Origin of the sequence: Anaeromyxobacter oryzisoli, assembly GCF_022690765.1 — a bacterium.
GTDB classification, from domain to species: domain Bacteria; phylum Myxococcota; class Myxococcia; order Myxococcales; family Anaeromyxobacteraceae; genus Anaeromyxobacter; species Anaeromyxobacter oryzisoli.
On sequence record NZ_JALCZA010000060.1, the window covers coordinates 1 to 22,267 of the forward strand.

General features: G+C 73.7%; 20 protein-coding genes. 16 read left to right on the top strand and 4 right to left on the bottom strand.

All coding sequences use genetic code 11. The features are described from left to right. Positions 1–156: 156 nt before the first annotated feature. Together purL and MNZ27_RS16920 are read left to right on the top strand one after the other, a co-directional pair. Positions 157–2,436, top strand: a complete 2,280-nt coding sequence (gene purL, locus MNZ27_RS16915) for a phosphoribosylformylglycinamidine synthase subunit PurL (protein WP_242395275.1) — start codon at positions 157–159, stop codon at positions 2,434–2,436. 213 nt (positions 2,437–2,649) lie between these two features. After that, complete coding sequence (locus MNZ27_RS16920) at positions 2,650–3,846, top strand: response regulator (protein WP_242395276.1); 1,197 nt, start codon at positions 2,650–2,652, stop codon at positions 3,844–3,846. 22 nt (positions 3,847–3,868) lie between these two features. On the opposite strand, the gene MNZ27_RS16925 is transcribed toward MNZ27_RS16920, so the two are convergent. Then, positions 3,869–5,698, bottom strand: coding sequence for a hypothetical protein (locus tag MNZ27_RS16925; RefSeq protein WP_242395277.1), 1,830 nt, complete (start codon positions 5,696–5,698; stop codon positions 3,869–3,871). Between the two features lie 300 nt (positions 5,699–5,998). On the opposite strand from MNZ27_RS16925, the gene MNZ27_RS16930 reads away from it, so the two are divergent. The 4 genes from MNZ27_RS16930 (at position 5,999) to MNZ27_RS16945 (ending at position 10,836) form a co-directional block, all read left to right on the top strand. Continuing rightward, on the top strand, positions 5,999–6,652 hold the full coding sequence (locus tag MNZ27_RS16930) for a hypothetical protein (RefSeq protein WP_242395278.1): 654 nt from the start codon (positions 5,999–6,001) through the stop codon (positions 6,650–6,652). Positions 6,653–6,661: 9 nt separating this feature from the next. After that, positions 6,662–8,263, top strand: a complete 1,602-nt coding sequence (locus tag MNZ27_RS16935) for a PQQ-binding-like beta-propeller repeat protein (protein ID WP_242395279.1) — start codon at positions 6,662–6,664, stop codon at positions 8,261–8,263. Next, a complete protein-coding gene (locus MNZ27_RS16940; RefSeq protein WP_242395280.1) occupies positions 8,260–10,176 on the top strand; it encodes a PEGA domain-containing protein in 1,917 nt (638 codons plus the stop codon). Before MNZ27_RS16935 ends, MNZ27_RS16940 begins: the two co-directional genes overlap by 4 nt. A gap of 195 nt (positions 10,177–10,371) precedes the next feature. Next, complete coding sequence (locus MNZ27_RS16945) at positions 10,372–10,836, top strand: acyl-CoA thioesterase (RefSeq protein WP_242395281.1); 465 nt, start codon at positions 10,372–10,374, stop codon at positions 10,834–10,836. Between the two features lie 7 nt (positions 10,837–10,843). Here MNZ27_RS16945 and MNZ27_RS16950 read toward each other — a convergent pair whose 3' ends face one another. Beyond that, a complete protein-coding gene (locus tag MNZ27_RS16950; RefSeq protein ID WP_242395282.1) occupies positions 10,844–12,253 on the bottom strand; it encodes a neutral/alkaline non-lysosomal ceramidase N-terminal domain-containing protein in 1,410 nt (469 codons plus the stop codon). Between the two features lie 27 nt (positions 12,254–12,280). On the opposite strand from MNZ27_RS16950, the gene purF reads away from it, so the two are divergent. The 3 genes from purF to MNZ27_RS16965 all read left to right on the top strand — a co-directional run bounded on the left by purF (position 12,281) and on the right by MNZ27_RS16965 (position 15,467). Beyond that, on the top strand, positions 12,281–13,738 hold the full coding sequence (purF, locus tag MNZ27_RS16955; protein WP_242395283.1) for an amidophosphoribosyltransferase: 1,458 nt from the start codon (positions 12,281–12,283) through the stop codon (positions 13,736–13,738). A 144-nt stretch (positions 13,739–13,882) separates the two neighbouring features. After that, complete coding sequence (locus tag MNZ27_RS16960; RefSeq protein WP_242395284.1) at positions 13,883–14,998, top strand: RMD1 family protein; 1,116 nt, start codon at positions 13,883–13,885, stop codon at positions 14,996–14,998. Positions 14,999–15,179: 181 nt separating this feature from the next. Further along, a complete protein-coding gene (locus MNZ27_RS16965; protein WP_242395285.1) occupies positions 15,180–15,467 on the top strand; it encodes an HU family DNA-binding protein in 288 nt (95 codons plus the stop codon). A 114-nt stretch (positions 15,468–15,581) separates the two neighbouring features. On the opposite strand, the gene MNZ27_RS16970 is transcribed toward MNZ27_RS16965, so the two are convergent. Then, a complete protein-coding gene (locus tag MNZ27_RS16970; protein WP_242395286.1) occupies positions 15,582–16,328 on the bottom strand; it encodes a response regulator in 747 nt (248 codons plus the stop codon). Positions 16,329–16,502: 174 nt separating this feature from the next. Here MNZ27_RS16970 and MNZ27_RS16975 point away from each other — a divergent pair, with 174 nt between their 5' ends. From MNZ27_RS16975 to plsY, 7 genes are read left to right on the top strand one after another with little or no spacing between them, the layout of a single operon-like run. After that, positions 16,503–17,018: an NADH-quinone oxidoreductase subunit NuoE family protein gene (locus MNZ27_RS16975; protein ID WP_242395287.1), complete on the top strand. Its 516-nt coding sequence runs from the start codon at positions 16,503–16,505 to the stop codon at positions 17,016–17,018. Beyond that, entirely contained in the window at positions 17,015–18,340 is a 1,326-nt protein-coding gene (nuoF, locus tag MNZ27_RS16980) for an NADH-quinone oxidoreductase subunit NuoF (protein ID WP_242395288.1), read from the top strand. Before MNZ27_RS16975 ends, nuoF begins: the two co-directional genes overlap by 4 nt. A gap of 8 nt (positions 18,341–18,348) precedes the next feature. After that, positions 18,349–18,852: an NADH-quinone oxidoreductase subunit J gene (locus tag MNZ27_RS16985; RefSeq protein WP_242395289.1), complete on the top strand. Its 504-nt coding sequence runs from the start codon at positions 18,349–18,351 to the stop codon at positions 18,850–18,852. A gap of 1 nt (position 18,853) precedes the next feature. Next, positions 18,854–19,153, top strand: a complete 300-nt coding sequence (gene nuoK, locus MNZ27_RS16990) for an NADH-quinone oxidoreductase subunit NuoK (protein ID WP_242395290.1) — start codon at positions 18,854–18,856, stop codon at positions 19,151–19,153. A gap of 59 nt (positions 19,154–19,212) precedes the next feature. Next, positions 19,213–20,238, top strand: a complete 1,026-nt coding sequence (locus tag MNZ27_RS16995) for a YIP1 family protein (RefSeq protein WP_242395291.1) — start codon at positions 19,213–19,215, stop codon at positions 20,236–20,238. A gap of 5 nt (positions 20,239–20,243) precedes the next feature. Beyond that, positions 20,244–20,663, top strand: a complete 420-nt coding sequence (locus tag MNZ27_RS17000; RefSeq protein WP_242395292.1) for a DUF2752 domain-containing protein — start codon at positions 20,244–20,246, stop codon at positions 20,661–20,663. After that, positions 20,660–21,271, top strand: coding sequence for a glycerol-3-phosphate 1-O-acyltransferase PlsY (plsY, locus tag MNZ27_RS17005; RefSeq protein ID WP_242395293.1), 612 nt, complete (start codon positions 20,660–20,662; stop codon positions 21,269–21,271). Before MNZ27_RS17000 ends, plsY begins: the two co-directional genes overlap by 4 nt. 345 nt (positions 21,272–21,616) lie before the next feature. Here the strand turns inward: plsY and MNZ27_RS17010 are convergent, their stop codons facing one another. Next, positions 21,617–22,243 carry an OmpA family protein gene (locus tag MNZ27_RS17010; protein WP_242395294.1) on the bottom strand — a complete coding sequence of 209 codons (627 nt, stop codon included), beginning with the start codon at positions 22,241–22,243 and terminating at the stop codon, positions 21,617–21,619. Positions 22,244–22,267 lie beyond the last annotated feature (24 nt).

Consider the following 22,267-nt stretch of genomic DNA (forward strand, 5'->3'; position numbering starts at 1 on the left):
GGCGCGGGGGGCGCCCGCCCCGCGCCGCGCCGGCCGGCCGGGCGGCCGCCCGCGGGGAGGCGTGGACGGCCGGCGTGCGCCGCGAGGGCCCGGGGCGAGGGCGCCGTGAGACGAGCCTCGCGATTCCGGCGCCGCGCCGTTAGAATCCGCGGCCTCATGAGCGAGCAGATCACGCCAGAGGTCGTCGCCCGGCACGGCCTCAAGCCCGAAGAGTACGAGCAGGTGAAGCAGCACCTCGGCCGCACCCCGAACCTCACCGAGCTCGGCGTCTTCTCCGTGATGTGGAGCGAGCACTGCTCCTACAAGTCTTCGCGGGTGCACCTCCGGGCGTTCCCGACCACCGGCCCGAAGGTGCTCCAGGGCCCCGGCGAGAACGCCGGGGTGGTGGACCTCGGCGACGGGCTCGCCGCCGCCTTCAAGATGGAGAGCCACAACCACCCGAGCTACATCGAGCCGTTCCAGGGGGCGGCGACCGGGGTGGGCGGGATCCTCCGCGACGTCTTCACGATGGGCGCCCGGCCGATCGCCTCGCTGAACTCGCTCCGGTTCGGGGATCCGTCGCACCCGCGGACCGCGTACCTGCTCGAGGGCGTGGTGGCCGGCATCGGCGCCTACGGCAACTGCATGGGGGTCCCCACCGTCGGCGGCGAGGTGATGTTCCACCCGTCGTACAACGGCAACTGCCTCGTCAACGCCTTCACCCTCGGGATCCTCCCCGCCGACAAGATCTTCCGCGGCACCGCCGCCGGCGTGGGGAACCCGGTGATGTACATCGGCGCGAAGACCGGTCGCGACGGCATCCACGGCGCGACGATGGCCTCCGCCGAGTTCGACGCCTCCACCGAGGAGAAGCGCCCGACGGTGCAGGTCGGCGATCCGTTCATGGAGAAGCTGCTCCTCGAGGCCTGCCTCGAGCTCTTCCAGACGGACGCGGTGGTCGGCATCCAGGACATGGGCGCCGCCGGCCTCACCTCGTCGTCGGTCGAGATGGCGGGCCGCGGCGGCAACGGCCTCGACCTCTTCCTCGACCAGGTCCCCCTCCGCGAGGAGGGGATGACGCCGTACGAGATCCTCCTCTCCGAGTCGCAGGAGCGGATGCTCCTCGTCGCGGCCGAGGGCAAGGAGGACGTGGTCCGCCGGATCTGCACGAAGTGGGACCTCGACGTGGCGGTGATCGGGAAGGTCACCGACACCGGCCGCTGGCGCTGCTTCTGGCACGGCCAGCTCGCCGCCGATCTCCCCGTGGAGCCGCTCACCGAGGGCGCCCCGAAGTACCAGCGGCCGATGACCCCGCACCCGGCGCTCCCGGCGCTGCACGCGTTCGACCCGTCGGCGATGTCCGAGCCCGACGATCTGGGCGCCGCCCTGCTCCGGCTCCTCGCGCGCCCGACCATCGCGTCGAAGGAGTGGGTCTACCATCAGTACGACCACATGGTCCGGCTCGTCGGCGCGGTCCGCCCGGGCGGCGACGCCGCGGTGGTCCGCATCGCCGTGTCGAACGAGGCGCACGCGCGCAAGGGCATCGCGCTGTCGGTCGGCGCGAACGGCCGCTGGTGCTTCCTCGATCCGCACCTCGGCGCGATGCACGCCGTGGCCGAGTGCGCCCGGAACATCGCCTGCGTCGGGGGCGAGCCGCTCGCCATCACCGACTGCCTCAACTTCGGCAACCCCGAGAAGCCGGAGATCACCTGGCAGCTCTCCGAGTGCGTGCGCGGCATCTCCGACGCCTGCCGCGCGCTCGGCACGCCGGTCGTCTCCGGGAACGTCTCGCTCTACAACGAGACGGAGGGGCAGGGGATCCTGCCCACGCCGACCATCGGCATGGTCGGCCTCGTCGAGCCGGTGGATCGGAGCTGCACGAGCGCCTTCAAGCACGCCGGGGACGTGATCGCCCTCGTCGGAACGCTCCAGGGCGAGGTCGGCGGCTCGGAGTACCTCGCCGCCGAGTTCGGGAAGGAGGCGGGGCGGCCGCCCGCCCTCGACCTCGCGAAGGAGAAGGCGGTCCAGGAGACGGTCCGGCGGGCGATCCGCGAAGGGCTGCTCTCCTCCGCGCACGACTGCTCCGACGGCGGCCTCGCCGTCGCCCTGGCCGAGTGCTGCATGATGCACGACGCGCCGGCCGACGGCTCGACGCCGCCCTGGATCGGCGCGGCGGTCCGCGTGCCGTTCCCGGCCCGCAAGGACTTCGTCCTGTTCGGCGAGGACGCGAGCCGGATCCTGGTCTCGCTCCCGAAGGAGAACGCGGCGCGCCTCGAGGAGCTCGCGAAGGCCTGCGGCGCGCCGGTGATCCGGCTCGGGGCCGTCGGGGGCGACACCCTGGAGATCCAGGGGGCGCTCTCGGTGCCCGTCGCCGCGCTCGCCCGCGCCTGGCGGGACGGCATCCCGGCGGTGCTCCGCCGCGACGCCGCCCGCGCGCCCGCCGCGCTCGCGGAGTGACGTAAGTGGCTGCGCGGGGACCACCCCCGCGCCGCGCAGACGCGCCTTCGCTCCTCCGGGCCGCGCTCGACACATCGCGTCGAGCGGCCGCGGCGAAGTGCCAGGGTGGAGCGGGAGGGTGGTGGTGCACCCACGGGTTCACCTCGCGTCATGAAGAGCCCGGATTGTCCTTGGGATCTCGCGGGCCTGTCCGTTGCAGCGGGCCGCCGGAGCATGCCCACCGCCGAGTACGCGAGCGTCTTCGTCCGGGTCGGGCCGGAGCGGCTGGCGGAGATCGAGCGGCTCGTGCTCGCGCTCCCGCGGCTGCTCGAGGGGACCCTCGCCCGGTGCGATCTGGCCTTTCGCCCGTCGACCGGCTTCCTCGCCGTCGGGGTCCACCTCGACTCGGCGGTGCACGCGCCCGGATCGCGCGACCGGCTCGCGTTCTGGACCGCGCGCGCCGGCGGCCGGACCACGCCGGTCGCCGCGCTCTCTCCGGGCGACCTCGCGCAGCTCCGGGCGCACCTCGCCGCGTGCGAGCTCGCGCGGGCCGGCGTCGCGCCGCTCGCGCTCCCGGACGTCGCCGCCGCATTCTTCACCGAGGCGGGCGCACCCGCCGGCCGCCCGCTCGACGCGCAGGGGCCGGTCCTCGCGCTCGACGTCGGCGGCGATCCCGGCGGCGCTCACTGGGACCCGGTGCGGCAGGTCCTGTTCGTCCACGCGCCCGTCGCGCCGGCTTTCGGTGACGAGCTCCCCCTCCGCCTCGACCTCCCCGGGGTCCCGGAGCCGATCGAGACGACGGGCACCGTCGTCGCGGTCGTCGCCGCCTCGGCCGCGCCGCCCGGGCGCGCCGGGTTCGCCCTGCGCCTGGACGCGCCGCCCCCGTCCCTCGCCGCCGTGCTCGAGGGCGCCGCCGTCGCGGGACCGGGCACGAGGCCCGGCGCCGCACCGCGAGCGCCTGCGCGCGCGGGCGAGACGATCGCGCCGCCCCCGCGCCCCTCGCCGCCCGAGGAGGCTCCCGAATCGGCTCCGGCGACCCGCCGGGCGCTGGTGGTGGACGACGACGCGCTCCTGCGGCGCATGCTCGCGGACGCCCTCGGCGCGCGCGGGTTCGAGGTGCTCACCGCGCCCGATGCGCTGGAGGGGATCCGGACCCTCTCCGACGAGCTGCTCGCCCTGGACGTCCTGCTCACCGACGTCCGGATGCCGGGGATGGACGGGGAGGCGCTGGTCCGGATGATCCGAACCGCCGGCGGGGAGGCCGATCTCGCGATCGTGGTGGTGACCGGCCGGCTCGAGCCGGGGATGGAGCCGCGGCTCGTCGCGGCGGGCGCGGACGCCGTGCTCGACAAGGCGCTCGGGCCGGAGCGGGTCGCGGAGGCCGCCGACGCGGTGGTCGAGCGGAGGCGGGCCGCCCGTACCGACGCGTGATCCGCGCCGCGCAGGCACGCCGCTAACGGCAGGTCAGGGTCGCCTCGAAGTGCTTCCCGGTCGCGGTCAGCGCGCCGTCGCTCGCGTTGATCGTGATCTCCGTGGTCGGGGGCTGATAGCAGTACGCGCCGCCCAGCGTCTTCATCCAGACGCTGGGGCACCAGCCGCCCGTGCAGACGATCGTCGTCGAGGACGAGACGGTCGAGCCCGAGAACGAGACGCTCACCGGATCGCCGTCCGGGTCGGTCACCGCGGGGGTGAGCGGGAACGACGTGGACGGATAGTACGGCGCGTAATCGACGCACGGCCCCGCCGCGCGACAGCAGTAATCGGAGGTCGAGCACGCGACCTGCGCCACGCCCCGGGTCTCCGTCACGATCGGCGCCCGATCGTCGATCGTGACGGTCACGGGCGCGCTCGACGGCGCCCAGGGATCCCGGACCGTCTCGCTCACCAGGTGATCTCCGGCGAAGAGTTGTATCTGGGGGACCCCGGTGTACGGGCGGCTGCAGAGGAGCACGGTCGTCCCGTCCGGCAGCACGTCGAGCGCGCCACAGTCCGCGTCGCCGGTCGGGCCTCCCATGAGCGGATCGCCGTCCGGATCCGACCACCGGCCGAGCATCGCGGTGGCCTTGTAGAGCCCCTGGCTCAGGTCGTAGACGTGCGACACGTGGAGCGGCGCCGGCGCGGGGGCGGCCAGCACGGGCGGCCGGTTCCCGACGACGACGGGCCAGGACGCGACCGCCTCGTCTCCGTTCACGTCCGACGCGGTGAGCCGGATCGCACGCTCGAGCCCGGCCCCGCCGATGAGGAACCTCTCGTCGCCGATCGTGGTGTGCGGGACGGCGATCCGGAAGGACACGGACGAGCCCGAGTCGATGCCCTCGAAGACGTTCCCTCCGTCGTTCGCGTGGAGCCAGGCGACGGCCCGCGACGGGATGGGATCGCCGTCGGGGTCGATCACGGACACCGACGCGACCGAGCCGCTCGCCGTGAAGACGGAGGTCGCGGCGTCGAACCTGTGGGGCGCGGGGCCGGGCGCGATCGCCGTCACGAGGGGCGGCCGGTTGGTGACGCTGACCCGGGTGGTGGCGGCCCCCAGCACTCCGGCCGCGTCGCGCACCTCGACCTGGAACAGCCAGTCGCCGGAGATCGCGGCGTCGTCGGTCTCGATGGTCACGATCGGCTCGGGGACCGCGGCGGACGGGGCGAACCTCACGCGACGGGTCCCGTCGAGCGGCCGGTTCGAGGGCGGGGTGACCGTCCAGCGGTAGGCGACCGCCGTCGCGGCGCCGCCGGTCGCGGTCGCGGTGAGCGTCACCACGTTATCTGGCGCGCACCGCCCTGCGCCGCATACGTGCCCGACGACGAGGTCCGGTCCCACGGTCACCTTCGAGAGGTCCCCGGGATCCGTCACCTCGAACGTCTCGACCGCCGGAACGCTGGCGACGCCCAGCTCGTCCTCGACGACGAGCTGGACGGTGTAGCGCCCGGCGCAGGCGAAGCGCACGTTCGCGAGGGGCCCGGTGTCGGCCACGGTCGGGGGCGCGCAGGGCGCGTCGACGGCGGAGAAGGTCCAGCGGTGCGCCCGGATGGCGTCCTGCGGGTCCGGGTCCGCGCTGGCGCTCCCGTCGAAGGTGAAGAGGCCGAAGACGGTGAGGGCCTCGGGGCGGGCGATCGCCGCGACCGGCGCGGCGTCCGCGACGCAGATCCGGGCGGTGCAGCGGCCCCCCGTGCCGCACTCCTCGTTCGCGAAGCAGCCGGCGGGGGCGCGGCTGGCGCCGGAGCAGGCCGACAGCGCGGCGTTCGCAGCGAGCACCAGCGAGATCCCTGCCCTCCGGATCGTTCGCATCGCTTCCCCCGTGGCTCGAGCGTGAAGAGCACGCATGTTAGTGGCCGAATCCGCTGGAGCAAGTCGGCGGGCCAATCTGCGAGACGCATGCCAATCCACGGACCCACGGTAGATCGACGCACCGTAGGGGTCGAGAGGACGCCGGCGGTGCGCGCCGCGGCCGATCGTCCGCGCGGCGGACCGCCTCGTCGGGCCTGCGGCGCAAGATCGCGCAAATGCGCGGTGCATGCCCCTTGCAGTGCGTCCCGCAATCGTGCTGAAACTCAGCGTCCGCCTTCACGCGTCGTCGGAGGTCTCGGGATGCCACTGTCCGGTGCGTTGACGATCGCGCTCGCGCTCGCCGCGGGCGCCGGCGGCGAGCGCGTGCTCCTCTGCCGCCCGAAGATCCTGGGCGATCCCGCGCTCGCCCGCGCGGAGTCGGTCGTCGCAGCGGCCCGCGAGCGCGGAGGCCGGTTCCTCGACTACGGCATCGCCTGCGAGGACGAGGCGGAGGGCGCCCGCGCCGCGCGGCGCGCGGGCCTGCCGCACGCGGTGACCGCCACCGCCGAGGGGCGCGCCAACGGGAGCCGGTTCGTCCTCGTCCTCGCGGACTCCGGGACGTCGGCCGTGCGCGCGCGCCAGGCGCTCCAGGTGGTCCCGGGCCAGGACGCCGTCCGGCCGCTCCACGCCGCCTTCGGGCGGCTGCTCGAGACGCTCCCGCCGGAGCCCGGCCCGCGGCCGGCCCGCGTCGCCGCCTGGACCATCGCCGGGATCGGGGTCGCCGCCCTCGCGGCCGGGGCGGTGTTCACGGTGAGCGCGCGCCATGCCGCGCAGCGGGCGGACGGGGCGACGGACCTGGGCGAACGGATCCGGGCCCGGAAGGACTGGGAATCGAAGCGGCTGGGGGCCGGGATCTCCTACGGCGCGGGGGGCGCCCTCCTGGCGGCGGGGCTGGCCTGGCGGTTCGCATTCTAGGAGGAAGGCATGCGGTGCACGGTGTTGCGGCTCACGGCGCTCCTGGCGATCGCGACCGGCTGCGGGTCGGTGGACGATCCCGCGAGGTGCGCGACCAGCGCCGATTGCGTCGCCGGCGAGTACTGCGCGTCCGCCGAAGGCGAGCGGCGCTGCTGGCCCGACGGGCACGATCCGGTGGTGTCGGACGTGACGGTGCGGTGCCTCGGCGCCGCGGCCGGCGAGGCGTGCCCGCGGGACGGCACGCTGCGCGTGACCGCGACCGCCACGGACGTCGAGGAGCTCGCGGAGGTGCGGGCCGCGCTGACGCTCGCTCCGGGGGCGAGCGTCGTCATGGTGCGGTCGGGCGCGACCTGGACGGCGGACCTCCCGCTCGCCGCCGCGCCCGTCCCCGCCTTCGAGGCGACGGTGGACGCCATCGTCACGGGCCGGGACGGCGCGCGGAGATCCGCGTCGGTGACGACCACCGCGGCGATCCCGGTGACCCGGCTCCGCTGGACCCGGGAGGTCGAGCCGGGCGTGCCCGTCGCGCTCACGCCCGCCGCGGTGATGCCCGACGGCACCGTCGTCGTCGCCGGGAGCAACGGGAAGGTCTACTTCACGAGCCCCGACGGCACGCAGGCGCATGCCCCCGTCACCGTGGGGGCCGGGCAGGCGATCAGCGCGGCCCCCGCGATCGGGACCAAGGCGATCTGGGTGGGGAGCGAGGACGGGTGGCTCCGCGGGCTCGCGCTGGACGGCAGCGGAGCGCTGCTCGGAGTGGCGGTGAACTCGGAGGGACCGATCCGGGGTTCGGTCGCCGTGCTCACCGAGCCGACGCGGGAGTGGGGGTTCGTGGCGTCCACGAGCGGGCGCCTCGCAGGCGCGAGCAGCGCTGGTGGCACAGACATAACTGGCGCTGCTGGTGCGTACGCAGTGGGGCCGGTCATGGATCGAAATGAATGGGTGTATGCAGCCACCTCCAGCAGAACATCCGTCATTCGGTCATATTCGTTTGATAGCGCGTTCACGGACCGCTGGGGTGTCACGCCTCCCGTTGTCGGCGTCAGTGTGGAAGTACCATTGGTAATTGCGAAAAATGACGAAGTGCTATCGGTTGGTCAGGATGGTCTGGTGAGTAGCACGACCTCATCAGGCCAAACGTCCCTGCTCGCTACACTGACGGATATCGCCACGGATTCCCCCGTCATCCTCTCCAACGGCGACATCGTCGTGGGCGATCAGAGCGGCGTTCTGCATCGCCTGTCCTCCAGCGGCGTGGCCGTGTGGGCGCAGCCGAAGCGGCTCTCCGGCCCGGTGCTCTCGCCGCTCGTCCTCGCGGACACGTCCGCCACCTTGATCGTCCCGACGCGCAGCGGGACGGTGTACGCGCTCGACGGCTCGGGCGCGCAGATCTGGAGCCACACCCTCGGGACCGGCGCGGAGCTGCGCTCCGGGAACCTCCACACGAAGCCGGGGCAGCCGCCGGGGCAGGTGACGAGCACCGCGTACTACCCGACCTCGGACGGCAAGCTGCACGCGGTGATCGTGGACGGCCGGCTGGACACGAGCGCACCGTGGCCGAAGGCCTTCCACGATCCCCGGAACACCTCCAACGCCGGGACCACGCCGTGAGCGGGCTCCGGCGCGTGGTCGTCGTGAGCGCGCTCCTCGTGGCGGGCGCGGCCGCCCCGGCGGAGCGGCTCGGGGTGATGGCGGTGGGCGATCCCCCCGGCGGCCCGGATCCGGAGGTGAGCGAGCTCGCCCACCAGCTCCGCGCGGTCTGCCGGGACCGGGTGGGCGGCCTCGAGGAGGTCTCGGCGATGCGGGCGCGGCTCCTCGGGCAGGGGTCGGGCGCGACCGTCTCGGAGCTCGACCGCGCGTACGGCGGCGCGCTCGCGGTCTACCAGAGCGGGGAGTTCGAGAGCGCGTACCGGACCCTCGAGGCGATCATCTCCGACCTCGAGATGCTCCCCGAGAGCGAGGAGGTGTACTCGCAGTGGGTCCGGGCGCTCCTGAGGCTCGCCCACGCGGCCCTCACCCTCGGCTCCCAGAAGGACATGGACGCCGCGCTCCTCAAGCTCGCGCGGACGGACCTGACCGTCCTCCCGGATCCGGATCAGTACTCGCCCTCGTTCCGGCGCCGGTTCGAGGAGCTGAAGGGGCGGGTGCGGGCGCTGCCGCGGCGGAAGCTCGTCGTCGCGGCCGAGGGCCAGGACGGGGCGGTGTTCGTGAACGGCCGCAAGATGGGGAGGACGCCGCTCACGCTCTCCCTGCCGGCCGGCACGTACCGGATCGGCGGCGCGGCCGGAGCGCTGCGGGTACCGAGCTTCGTCGTGGACCTCGAGGGCGAGGACAGGATGGTCGTCCTCGACTTCGCGCTCGCGGGCGCGCTGCGCGTGAACGCGGGCCCGGGGCTCGCGCTGTCGGGCGCGCAGCGCGGGTACGGGATCATCCGTGCCGGCGCGTGGCTCGGCCTCGACCGGCTCATCGTCGTGAGCCGGGTCGAGGAGGGGGAGGCGCAGTTCCTGCTCGGCTCCATGTACGACGTCCGCCGCGGGGCGCTGCTCCGCGAGGGGAGCGTCCGCATGGCCGCCGGGAGCGTCCCGTCGGTGAACCTCGGCGCGCTGGCGTCGTTCCTCCTCACCGGGCAGGGCTCGCGCGAGGTGAAGGACCGGACGCGCGACGGGCCGCGGACGATCGTGGCGCCCGCGGTCGCCGCGGAGATCCCGCTGCCGCCGACCCCTCCGGTCTACGCGGTGCCCTCCACCGCGGTGCTCCCGCAGGCGGCGCGGCCCGGCGCGCCGGCGCCCGCCCTCGCCCCTCGGGACACGATCGCCTCGTCCGTGCCGGTCGGCGCCACGTCTCCGCCCGCGCCCGCGCCGAAGCCGGCCGGAACGCCCGCCGCTGCGCCGATCCCGGCGGCGACCCCGGAGCCAGGGCCCTTTGGAGCGCCGGCGGCCGCAGGCGGCTCGACGACCGCCGCCTCGAAGACCGTCGCGGCGACGGTCGTCCGCGCGAAGGCGCAGCCCGCGCCGCTGGAGCGTCCTCTGCCGGGGAAGCGCGCTCCGACGCCACACGGCGCCTCGCCCGCGCCGGCCCCCGCCGCGCCGCCGCCGGCCGCGAAGCCCGCCCTCGCCACGCTCTCGATCCCTCCGGCGGCCCAGCCACCGGCCCGGCCGCTCCGCGTGCCCGAGCGGGAACCCGAGCGCCCCCGGCGGCGGCACCGCTGGATGGGGCCCGTCGCCATCGGCGGCGGGATCCTCGCCGCCGGTTTCGCCGGACTCGCGGTGCAGCAGGGGCTCGGCTCGTCGCGCTCGTACGCCGACGCGAACGCGTTGCTCGGGCCGGACGGGGCCCTCAAGCCCGGCTCCGATCCCGCGCGCTACCTGGCGCTCCGGGACGAAGCGCGGGCCGCGAACCGGAACATGTACCTGTCCGCGGGGGCCGCCGTGATCTTCGCCGGCGCCGCGGGCGTGCTCGGCTGGAGGGCGCTCCACGGCGGCCCGGAGCTCGCCCCCCCGGGCGTCCTCGCCTTCCGGTTCTGACCGAGGACCGGCGCGAACGGTCGCGGTGCTCGCGCGCTGCGGGGTGCGCGACCGAAGGGGACCCGAGCCGTCGCGCCGCGCCATCGGGGAGCACGCGCGGCCTGCCCGGGTGGCGCCCGGACCCTCCCAACCGGGTGGCCGGCGACGGAGGGGCTTTCGCGATACAGATCTCGTCCGTCCGCCGAGGTGGAGCCCATGCGCTACACGAAGATCTTCATCGTCCGCTGGTCCGACTCGGACGCGAACGGCCACATGCGGAACACGGCCTACAGCGAGTACGCGATGGACACGCGGATGGGCTACCTCGCCGAGCACGGCTTCCCGTACCCGCGCTTCGAGGAGATGGGGTTCGCGCCGGTCCTCCTCCGCGAGGAGATCGACTATCTCCGCGAGCTGCGGCTCGGGGACACCGTCGAGGTGGACTTCACGCAGCTCGGGCTCGCGCCCGACGCCTCCCGCTTCAAGTTCGTCCACGACTTCTGGCGCCCGGGCGGGAAGAAGGTGGCCCGGATCGTCGTCAGCGGCGGCTGGATGGGCATCGAGACCCGCAAGCTGATCCGGCCCCCCGAGGCGCTCATCGAGGCGATCGCGGGCGTGCCGAAGGCGGAGGGCTGGGACGAGCTCCCGCCCATCAAGCGCCGGCCGGCGGAGCCGGCCTAGCCCTGGATCAGCGCGCGGTGGGGACCGGCGTCCCCCGCGCGCCCGGGCGCTTATGCTCCTGCAGCGCGAGGGCGCCGTGGGTCCGGGTGAGGCGCGCGCCGCGCCGGTCGTCCCGGAGGGCGCCGGCGACCACGCCCACCGCCCGCTCGATCCGGCCCGCGAGCTCGGGCCCGTAGTACGAGTGCCTCGTCTCGCCGCGCCCCGCCGCGATCACCGCGGGGGACTCGACGTAGCCGACGTAGCCGTTCGCGAGGGAGAGGAGCTCCGCGCCCGGCCCGGCCCGATCGCGGAGCCGCGCGCCGACCTCGGCGGTGGGCTCGCCCGGCACGGCGAGGAGCAGCACCGGCCCGAGCCGGAGCGCGGCCACCTGCGCCTGCGCGGGCCAGAGGTCGGCGGTGAGGTTGCGTCCGGCGCGCTCGAGCGCGGCGGGGAGCGCGGCGGGCGCCGGCGCCGGCAGCGTCACCCGCGTGCGGGCGTAGGCGAGGGCGGGCGCCGGATCGGCGGGCCCGACGTCCAGCCGGTCCACCTCGGTCGAGAGCGCGGCGGCGTAGAGCTCCGGCGTGATCGGGCCGTCGGTGGGGAGCGAGACCGACTGATCTCCGGAGGCTCCCTGGAACAGGAGCCGCACGCCGTGGCTGCTCACGGACAGGAAGGGCCCGGTCCAGTCTCCGGAGAGGGCGCGGTTCTGCTTCCCGAGGGTGGTCGGGTGGGCGGGGAACAGGGCGAGCTCCGCGATCGGCGTCGCGTCCGGTCGGTCGAGGCGGAGCACGGCGAGCCGCGCGTCCTTCCGGCCCCCGTCGCGATTGCGGACGAGCTTCTCGGCCCGCGCGCGCCCCACCGCGAGGCGCGCCGGCTCCTCCGCCGCGACCGCGCGCCGGATCGCCGCCGCGATCGCGCGGGCGATGGCGTCGCGCACCGCGGGGTCGAAGGGGCCGGTCGCGAGCCGCTCGCCGGCCAGGTCCTCCCAGTACCCGCCCGGCCCGGCGTGGGTGTGCGTCGCCGCGAGGATCAGCCCGTCGAGCGGCACGTCGGAGAGGCGCGCCCGCACCGCCTCCTCGAGCGCCTCGGGCACGAGCACGAGCTCGGCGGAGACGAGGGCGACCCGGCAGCCGGGCGCCTCCACCACGACCGCCCGGGCGCCGGTCCGGTCCCGGACCCCCGACGATTCGTAGGAGAGCCGACCGAACCCGCCGATCGGCGTCTCCGCCGGCAGGTCGAACGGCACCGCCGCCGCGCCGGCGCGGAGCGCGCCCTGGCCGCGCGCGACCAGCTCGACGCGGGGCGGGACCTCGCCGCGGCGCGGCGGCTCCGGGAGCGACGCGAGGCCGATCAGCGCCGCCGGGATCGCGAGCAGCAGGGCGCCGAGCGCGGCGAGGGGGAGGAGGAGCCTTCGTCTGCGGATGGGACGCTTTTTCAAGCGCGGATCGTTATACTCCCGCGCTCCATGGGGTACGACGTCGACTGCGACAAGATGAAGGACGAGTGCGGCGTCTTCGGGATCTGGGCGCTGGGCCAGTCCGAAGAGGCCGCGAACTTCACCTACCTGGGGCTGCACGCGCTGCAGCACCGCGGTCAGGAGTCCGCCGGGATCGTGTCGACGGACGGGGAGACGCTGTACGTCCATCGGGCCATGGGGCTCGTCGCGGACATCTTCGACGCCGGCGTGCTCGCGAAGCTGAAGGGCGGCGCCGCCGTCGGCCACGTCCGCTACTCCACGACGGGCGGCTCGCACGTGAAGAACGCGCAGCCGCTCGCGGTGCAGTACGCGGGCGGCCCCATCGCGGTCGCGCACAACGGCAACCTCGTGAACGCCGAGGCGCTCCGGTCCGAGCTCGAGGCGGCGGGCTCGATCTTCACCGCCTCGACCGACACCGAGGTGGTCGTGCACCTCCTCGCCCGCGCCCACCCCGCCGCGGCGCCGGGGACCGTCGAGCACCTCGTCGGCTCGGTCCGCCAGGCGCTCGGGCGCGTCTCCGGCGCCTACTCGATGCTCTTCCTCACGCCGAAGGCGATCGTCGGCGCCCGCGACCCGATGGGCTTCCGGCCGCTCGTGCTCGGCCGGCTCAAGGGCAACTGGGTCCTCGCGAGCGAGACCACCGCCCTCGACCTCATCGAGGCCGAGTACGTCCGCGAGGTCGAGCCGGGGGAGCTCGTCGTGCTCGACGCGAGCGGGCTCCGCAGCGAGCGGCTCTTCCCCGACCGGCCCCCGGCGCCGCGGCTCGGCCGCTGCGTGTTCGAGCACATCTACTTCGCGCGCCCGGACTCGGTGCTCTTCGGCCGGAGCGTCTACGAGGTGCGGCAGGCGTTCGGGACGCAGCTCGCGAAGGAGCACCCGGTCGAGGCGGACGTCGTGATCCCGGTGCCGGACTCGGGCGTGCCCGCCGCGATCGGCTTCGCCGAGACCGCCGGCATCCCCTTCGCCATGGGGCTCGTCCGCTCGCACTACATCGGCCGGACCTTCATCGAGCCCCAGCAGTCGATCCGGCACTTCGGCGTGAAGCTCAAGCTGAACGCGGTCCGCGGGCTCCTCAAGGGGAAGCGGGTGGTGGTGGTGGACGACTCGGTCGTCCGCGGCACGACCAGCCGCAAGATCGTGAAGATGATCCGCGCCGCGGGGGCGACCGAGGTCCACCTCCGCATCAGCTCGCCCCCGACGGCGTGGCCCTGCTACTACGGCATCGACACGCCGACGCGGCAGGAGCTCATCGCGAGCACGCACTCCACCGCGGAGATCGCGACGTACGTCACCGCCGACAGCCTCGGCTACCTCTCGCTCGACGGGCTCTACGCCGCGATCGGCGCCGAGCGGACCGGGTTCTGCGACGCCTGCTTCTCGGGCCAGTACCTCCTCGAGTTCCCGCGCCGCCAGAACCACGCGCCGCTGCGCCTCGTCGGCGGCTGATCGCGGCGCAGGCCGAGGCGTGATCGCGGCGCAGGCCGAGGCGCGCCGCGGGGGGCGCGAGGGGAGCGGGCGCCGCCGTCGGCGGCGCGCCCCGGAAGGGCCCCCGGGCCACCGGCGGGCGCCGCTCGGATAAGCTCGGCGGCGATGGATGCGCGCGTGCCGGCGGTGGCGGACGGGGACGTGCTCGTGTACCGCCTCTTCGACGTGGCGGACGCGGTGAACCTGGTCCGCGCCGAGGAGGTCGCCACCGCGCCCAAGTCCCGGCTCCGGCTCGCCAAGGGACAGTCCGCCTCCGCGATCGAGTTCCCCCGGCCGCCGCTCTACCTCGCGCTCGGCCGGCGCGCCCTCCCGCTCGCCTCCGGTCCCCGCGACGTGGAGGCGAGCGCCCGCGTCTACGACTACGGCGTCGTGTCGATCCGATACAAGGTGCGGATCGCGCCGGGCACCTCCCTCGGCGACCTCGTGCCCCTCGCGGAGGAGCTATTCGTCGCGCCCGCCCCCGCCCTCGACGCGGAGGCCCGCCGCGAGGCGGACGCCATCGCTCGCGCGCTCGGGCCGGCGCTGGAGCGCCCGCACGCGTGGGAGGGGCTCGAGAGCTACCACGTCTTCTTCGTCCGGGCGTTCGAGGGCGGGCCGGTGCGGGCCTCGGACCTCGTCGCCGGGGCGCCCATCTCCGAGCTGCTCCTCGGCGAGACGAGCCCGGGGCCGCTCTCCACTGCGGAGCGGGAGGACGTCCTCTCGCACCACTACTCGTACCTCGAGGAGGATCTCGCGGTCTTCCACTGGAACTGCGCCTTCGTGAACGAGCCGTCGGGGGTGGAGGACATCCCCGATCTGCTCGAGTTCGCGACCGCGCACCTGCTCGAGCTGCGCTATTACGACGCGCTGCTCGACCGCGCGCTGCAGCGGATCTACGACGACATGGAGACGGGCGGGTCGCCGCTCGCGGACATCTTCACGCACCGCTATCGCAAGCTGCAGCGGCGTACGGTCGCGCTCCTCCTCGAGATCTCCGAGATGAACGAAACGCTGGAGAACGCGGTGAAAATCGTGGGGGATTTCTACCTCGCGCGGCTCTACCAGGGGGCGGTGCGCCGGTTCCGGCTCCCCGCCTGGGAGGAGAGCGTGCTGCGCAAGCAGCGGCTCGTCGCCGAGGTGAACGACCTCATCGGCGACTCCGCCGACACCAGCCGCGCGGAGCTCATGGAGCTCGCGGTCATCCTCCTCATCGCCTTCGAGATCGTCGCGGCGCTGAGGTGAACTCGCGGTGCATGCCGGGACGCCCGTTTCCCGGGCGTTCTGGAGGGTCACCCTCACGAGAGGCCCATTTTTCAGGCGATCCGTGCATCGGTGAAGTTGACGGCGCGATCGGGAAGCGATATCTGCTCTGGACCAAACGCCGCGTCACTCGCGCGGCGGCGCGACAGGAGGGATCCCCTACATGACGCAGGCACAGTTCTTCCAGGCGGTGGCCGAGGGCTCGCAGGTCTCGAAGGCGCAGGTGCGGGCGGTGTTCCAGGCGGTCGAGGAGGTCGTGACGAAGCGCCTGAAGGCCGAGGGGAAGATCCCGCTCGGCGGCCTCGGGGCGGTGAAGCTCGTCGATCGCAAGGCCCGCATCGGCCGGAACCCGGCGACGGGCGAGCAGATCAAGATCCCGGCCCGCACCGCCATCAAGCTCACGCCGGCGAAGGCGCTCAAGGACATCTTCAACAAGAAGGCGAAGAAGTAGGCTCTCGCCTCGACGCAGGCTCCGCGCGCGCGGGGCCGCTCCAATCGACGCCCGCCGGGCTCCCCGGCGGGCGTTCTCGTCCCGGGCCCTCCGTCGCGGCGCGGGAGGAGCGGATCAGCCCCGCGCCTCGAGCAGCGTGCGCACGGTCGTCACGATGTCGGCGAGCTGGACCGGCTTCTGGAGGTAGACGTCCACGCCGAGCGCCTCGGCGCGGGCCCGGACCTCGGCGCCCCCGGCGCTGATGACGAGGACCGGCACCGCCCGGAGCGCGGGATCCCCGCGCAGCCGCTCCACCAGGGTGAAGCCGTCCATCACCGGCATGAAGAGGTCGGTCATCACCAGATCGACCTTCGGCAGCGCCTCGAGCCGGAGCATCGCCTCGTGGCCGTCGGACGCGTACTCGATCGCGACCCCCATCCCGTCCGCGCCGCCCCGCAGCTTGCGCAGGGCGAACTCGTACATCGCGACGACGTGGGGGTTGTCCTCGACGACGAGGGCGCGGTAGCGGCGCCCGGCGGCGCCGACGCCGCTCCGGGCCGTCTCGGCCAGCCGCGCGAGCTTGTGGCGGTCGTCGATCCGGTCGATGGGGATCTTCACCGCGACCCCCGCCGGCTCGCGATCGCTCGCCTCCCGGCGCCGGACCACCTCGACCTCGACGTCGACCGGCTCGAGGAGCCCGGGGAAGCTCAGGGCGAGCGGCACGCGCTCGCCCGCGGCGAGGGGGCGATCGGTGCGGATGAAGAGGCCGCCGGCCGAGAGGTTCTCGGTGGCGTCGCGCAGCGCGCCGGGGGCCTCCGGGTAGTCGATCCGCAGGACGAGGGGAACGCGAGGATCGCGCCGCTTTTCCGTTCCCTCGGACATCGAGTGAGCGAGAGTATACCAGCGCCGGGCGCGGGATCGGCGCGATCGCGCGCGGCGGCCGGGCGATCGCAATGACCACGGGATAAAATGCCTAAATGGAGCGGCGCTCTCCTTGACAATACTACCTTGCCTCACTAGCCTGCCCCGGATTTCGCCCAGACTTCTCGGACCCTTATGACGAAACCAGCGTCTGTTGGTGCGGTCGAAGAACTGCCCCGCGAGAAGATCGAGCACTTCGATCGGGAGCTGCAAGCGATCCTGAAGCGCTATCCGCCCGATCGGAAGGCCGCCGCCATGCTGCCGGCCCTCCGCCTCGGCCAGGAGGTCTTCGGATACGCCTCTCCCGCGGTGCAGCGCCTCTGCGCCGATCGCCTCGGCGTCTCCGCGGCGCGCGCGGAGGAGGTCGCGACCTTCTACGTGATGTTCCACACCGAACCGGTGGGGGCGCACGTCGTCGAGGTCTGCACGAACGTGTCCTGCAGCCTCTGCGGCGGCGAGCGGATCTTCGAGTACCTGAAGAAGAAGCTCGCCCTCGCGAACGGGCAGACGACGCGGGACGGCCGCATCACGGTGCGCGAGGTGGAGTGCCTCGGCTCGTGCGGCACCGCCCCCGCGATGCTCGTGGACGAGGAGATGTACGAGCGGCTCGACGTCCAGAAGGTCGAGCAGATCGTCGGAGGCCTCAAGTGAGCGAGACCCTCATCCTGTCGAAGCGCTGGGGGAAGCCGAACTCCGCCGCGCTCGAGACCTATCGCCAGGACGGCGGGTACGCCGCGCTCGACAAGGCGCTCGGGATGGAGCCGGGCGCGATCGTCGACGAGGTGAAGAAGTCGAACCTCCGCGGCCGCGGCGGCGCCGGCTTCGCCACCGGCCTCAAGTGGACGTTCCTCCCGAAGGACGTCCGCCCGCGTTACCTCACGGTGAACGGCGACGAGTCCGAGCCGGGCACGTTCAAGGACCGCTACATCCTCGAGCACGACCCGCACATGCTGGTCGAGGGGATCGCGATCACCTGCTACGCGCTCGACATCCACCGCGCGTTCGTCTACATCCGCGGCGAGTTCGCGAAGCAGGCCCGCTCCCTCGAGAAGGCGATCGCCGATGCGAGGGCGGCCGGCATCATCGGGCCGCGGCTCCTCGGCAAGAAGGACTTCGACCTCGAGATCGTCGTGCACCGCGGCGCGGGCGCGTACATCTGCGGCGAGGAGTCGGCGCTCCTCGAGTCGCTCGAGGGGAAGAAGGGCTACCCCCGCCTCAAGCCGCCGTTCCCGGCGGTGTCCGGCCTGTGGGCGAAGCCGACGATCATCAACAACGTCGAGACGATCGCGAACATCCCCTGGATCATCGCGAACGGCGGCGAGGCGTTCGCCGCCCTCGGCGTCGGGAAGTCGGGCGGCACCCGCCTCTTCGGCGTCTCGGGCCACGTGAACCGGCCCGGCGTCTACGAGAAGCCGGTCGCCTACAACCTCAAGAAGCTCATCATGGAGGACGCCGGCGGGGTCGTGGGCGGCCGCAAGATCAAGGCCGTGATCCCCGGCGGCTCCTCCTCCCCGGTCCTCACCGCCGACGAGATCGACATCTCCCTCGAGTTCGACGCCGTGAAGGCGGCCGGCTCGATGTCGGGCTCCGGCGGCGTGATGGTGTTCGACGAGTCCACCTGCATGGTGCGCGTGCTCTCCCGCATCTCGAAGTTCTACGCGGAGGAGAGCTGCGGCCAGTGCACGCCCTGCCGCGAGGGCACGTCGTGGATGGAGGGGATCGTCCACAAGATCGAGAGCGGGCACGCGACGGTCGCGGACGTCGCCAAGCTCGAGCAGATCTCGGGCAACATCCTCGGGATGACGATCTGCGCCCTCGGCGACGCCGCGGCGATGCCGGTCCAGTCCTTCCTCAAGAAGTTCAAGCACGAGTTCCTCCAGCACGCGGAGGAGCACCGCTGTCCGTACGGCGACCACGGCTGGGGGCTCGAGCAGTCCTCCCGCGCCGCCCGCGTCGGGGCGATCACCTACTAGGAGGGCCGATGAGCGTCACGGCCGAGCAGGTCACCTTCTGGATCTTCGCCGTTCCGCTCGTGATCACCGCGGGCGGGGTGGTGGTGGCGCGAAACCCCGTCTACGCGGCGATGAACCTCGTGGCGGCGTTCTTCTTGCTGGCAGGGATCTACGTCCTCCTCGCCGCCCACCTCATCGCCTTCATGCAGATCCTGGTCTACGCCGGGGCGGTGATGGTGCTGTTCCTGTTCGTGATCATGCTGCTGTCGCTCGGCACCGAGCACTTCGAGAAGGAGCGCCACCGGGCGATCCAGGTCATCGGCGCGCTCGGCGCGGTGTTCCTCGTCGCGGTGATCGCGTCGGCGATCGCCGACGTGAGCGGGCCCGCGGCGGTCCTCTCGCCCGGGTTCGGCACGGTGAAGGCGGTCGGCAAGGTGCTCTACACGCAGTACCTGCTGCCCTTCGAGGTGACGAGCCTCCTCCTCCTCGTCGCGATCGTCGGCGCGGTGGTCGTCGCGAAGGAGCGGATCTGACATGGCCGTCCAGTCCTACCTCTGGCTCGCGGCGATCCTCTTCGGCATCGGGCTCATCGGCGTCCTCACGAAGCGGAACGCCCTCATCGTCATGATGAGCGTCGAGCTGATGCTGAACGCGGCGAACCTCACCTTCCTCGCCTTCGCCCGTCAGAGCGGCAACCTCGGCGCTCACGCCATCGCGTTCTTCGTCATCGCGGTGGCCGCCGCGGAGGCCGCGGTGGGGCTCGCGATCGTCATCGCGGTCTTCCGGTCGCGCGGCGACGTGAACGTGGACGAGGTCCGCGCGCTCCGCGAGTAGGCGGGCCCCGGCTTTTCCCGGGGCGCGGCGAGGCGCGGTCGCGGTAAGCTCCGCGCGCCATGCTCGCACGCTGCGCCCGCTGCCAGGGCACGTTCACGACGGATCGGTTCGGGCGGCAGTCCTGCCCGCACTGCGGCTCGGAGCTCGACCTCCCCGATCCCAACGCGCCGCGCCCGCCGGCGCCGCCCGCCGGCGCGCCCTCTGCCCCCGGCGAGCCGGTGCCGCCGCCCGGTCCGGTGGCCGGCCCGCCGCCCGCGGGCGGCGCGCTGCCCCCTCCGCCTCCCCCGCCCCCTGGCGGATACGGGCCTCCGGGCGGCTACGGACCTGCGGGGGGGTACTACCCGCCGCCCCCACCGGGCGGCGGCTGGGGGCCCCCGCCGGGCGGCCCCGGACCGTTCGAGCCCGAACGGCCCGCGCCCTTCGCCGAGCGGCGGACGCGGGGGTGGGTCTCCTCCTTCTTCGAGACCTGGAAGCTCGTCGCGACCGAGCCGCAGCGGCTCTTCCGGCTGGTGCGGATCGACCAGACCGGGAGCGCGGTCCTCTTCGGCGTGATCGCCTACTCGATCGGCAACGTGGTCCAGGCGCTGTACAGCTACCTCTCGGGCCGGCAGACCTTGCACGTGCTCGAGCGCATGCTGCGCGATCTCCCGCCGGAGTCGGCGGAGATGGCGCGCAAGTTCGTCCAGGCGTTCACGGGGCCGGCGGTGCTCGGCTCGGCGGTGATCTCGCCGCTCATCGGCCTCCTCGGCATCTACCTCACCGCCGCGATCGTCCACCTGCTGCTCATGCTCTTCCGGGGAGCGGGACGGGGCTTCGACGCGACCCTCACCGCGGTGGGCTACGCGTACGGCCTGAACCTCCTCCTCGCCGTCCCGGGCTGCGGTGGGTTCGTGGCGGTGATCTGGTACCTCGTCGCCCTCGTCATCGGCCTCGGCGAGACGCAGCGCTGCGGACCGGGCAAGGCGGCGGCCGCGGTGTTCGCGCCGGCGCTCCTCGCGTGCGCGTGCTGCTGCTCCGCCCTCGGCCTCGGCGTGGGCGCGGCGCTGCGCGAGCTGGGCCAGCCCGCCGGGCAGGTGAACCTGTGACGGCCATGAGCCGGACCGGCGCCGTACTCTCGCTCCAGCGCACCGAGCGGTTCGGGCACGCGGAGGTGTTCGCCCTCATCGGCGCGCTGTCCTTCCTCGTCGCGCGCTTCGTGCCGGTGCTCTCGATCGGCTACGCCTGCCCGCTCAAGGCCCTGGCGGGGATCCCCTGCGCGACCTGCGGGATGACCCACGCCTTCGTCGCGCTCGCCCACGGGCACGTCGGCGCCGCCGTCGCCGCGAGCCCCCTCGGCGCGCTCCTCGCGGCGCTCGCCTGGGCGTACGCTGCCCTCGATCTCCTCCGCGCCGCGGCCGGCTGGCCGCTCCCCGTCCCGGCGCGGGGCGCGTGGCGCGTCGCGACGGCGGTCGGCATCGCGCTCCTCCTGGCGAACTGGGCGTGGCTCCTCTCGCGCGGGAGGGCGGCGTGAGCCCGGCTGCGCTCGGCGTGCTCCTGGTCGCGGCCGGCTACCTGTCGGGCTCGGTCCCGTACGGCGTGGTCCTCGCGCGGCTGCTCCTCGGCGTGGACGTGCGGAAGGTCGGGTCGGGGAACATCGGCGCGACGAACGTCGCGCGGGCGGGCGGCAAGGGGATGGGCGTCGTGGTGGTGATCCTCGACGCCGCCAAGGCGATGGTCCCCATCGTGATCGCCCGCCGCGTGCTCTCCGGCGCCCCGGGGGCGGACGTGTGGGTGATGGGGGTCGCGGTGGCCGCGTTCGCCGGCCACCTCTTCCCGGTCTGGCTGAGGTTCAAGGGCGGGAAGGGCGTCGCGACCGGGCTCGGCATCTTCCTGGTGCTCGCGCCCTGGGCGGCGCTCGCGGGGCTCCTCGGCTACGTCGTCGCGTACGCCGCGACGCGGATCTCCTCGGTCGGCTCGCTCCTCGGCACGTCGATGTGCGTCGTGGGCGGGTTCCTCACCTACGGCGCCCACAGCCCGATCTCCTGGGCCGGCCTCGTGATCGGCGGGCTCATCTTCCTGCGCCACCAGGAGAACATCCGGCGGCTGCTGCGCGGGGAGGAGAAGCGGATGAAGGTCTGACGACGACGCCCGAGGCGGACCGAGGCCTGCCAGGCCTCGGCCTTCAGGCCTCACGGAAAAGCCGAGCCGGCGCGCTCGGGGACGCGTCCGTCCGAGGTCGTTGCCGTGGACCGTGCCCGTCACCGTCACCGGCCGCCCCGTGACCCGTGAACCGGCTCCCGCCTCCCGTGGCCCGCTCCCGTGATCCGACGGCTCACGGGCCCAGGGGACCCGGGACCCGGGCACGGGGATCGGTCCCGGTCACGGAAACGTTCACGGACAACGGCACCGACGCTTCGCGAACGAAATGAGCCCCCGGGATCGCTCCCGAGGGCCCTTCGCTGAAAGCCTGAAGCCCGAAGCCCGCTACGTCGCGTTCGGCACGTCGATGTGCAGCTCGACGCGGCGGTTCTTGGCGCGGCCGTCGGCGGTGGCGTTGTCGGCGACGGGCCGGGTGTCGCCCATCCCGAGGGCGGTGATCTGCTTCTCCTGGACGCCGCGGCCGGCGAGGACCTCCTTCACCGCGGCCGCGCGCCGGAGCGAGAGCTCCTCGTTGCGCTTCTTCGAGCCGGAGGAGTCGGTGTACCCCTCGACGCGCACGCGGTCGTCCGAGTACTTCGCGATGATGTCGCCGAGCTTGGAGAGCTGATCGACGGCCTCCGGCTTGAGGACGGCGCTGCCGGTGTCGAAGAGGATGTCGTTCTTGAGCTGGACGATGAGCCCGTTCTCGGTCCGCTTCGTCTCGGCGACCTTCTCGAGCTCCTTGTGCTGCTTGTCGAGGTAGAGGCCGACGGAGCCGCCGGCGAGGGCGCCGACGCCGGCGCCGATGAGGGCGCCCTTGCCGCCGCCGACGAGCGCGCCGATGCCGGCGCCCGCCAGGCCGCCCGCGCCCGCGCCGATCGCGGTGCGCTTGCCGACGGTCTCGCAGCCGGCGACCAGGAACGCGGCGACGGCGATGACCGCGGTGACACGGTTGGAGGCAGAGAGCTTCATGTGGGACTCCATTGCGTACGATGT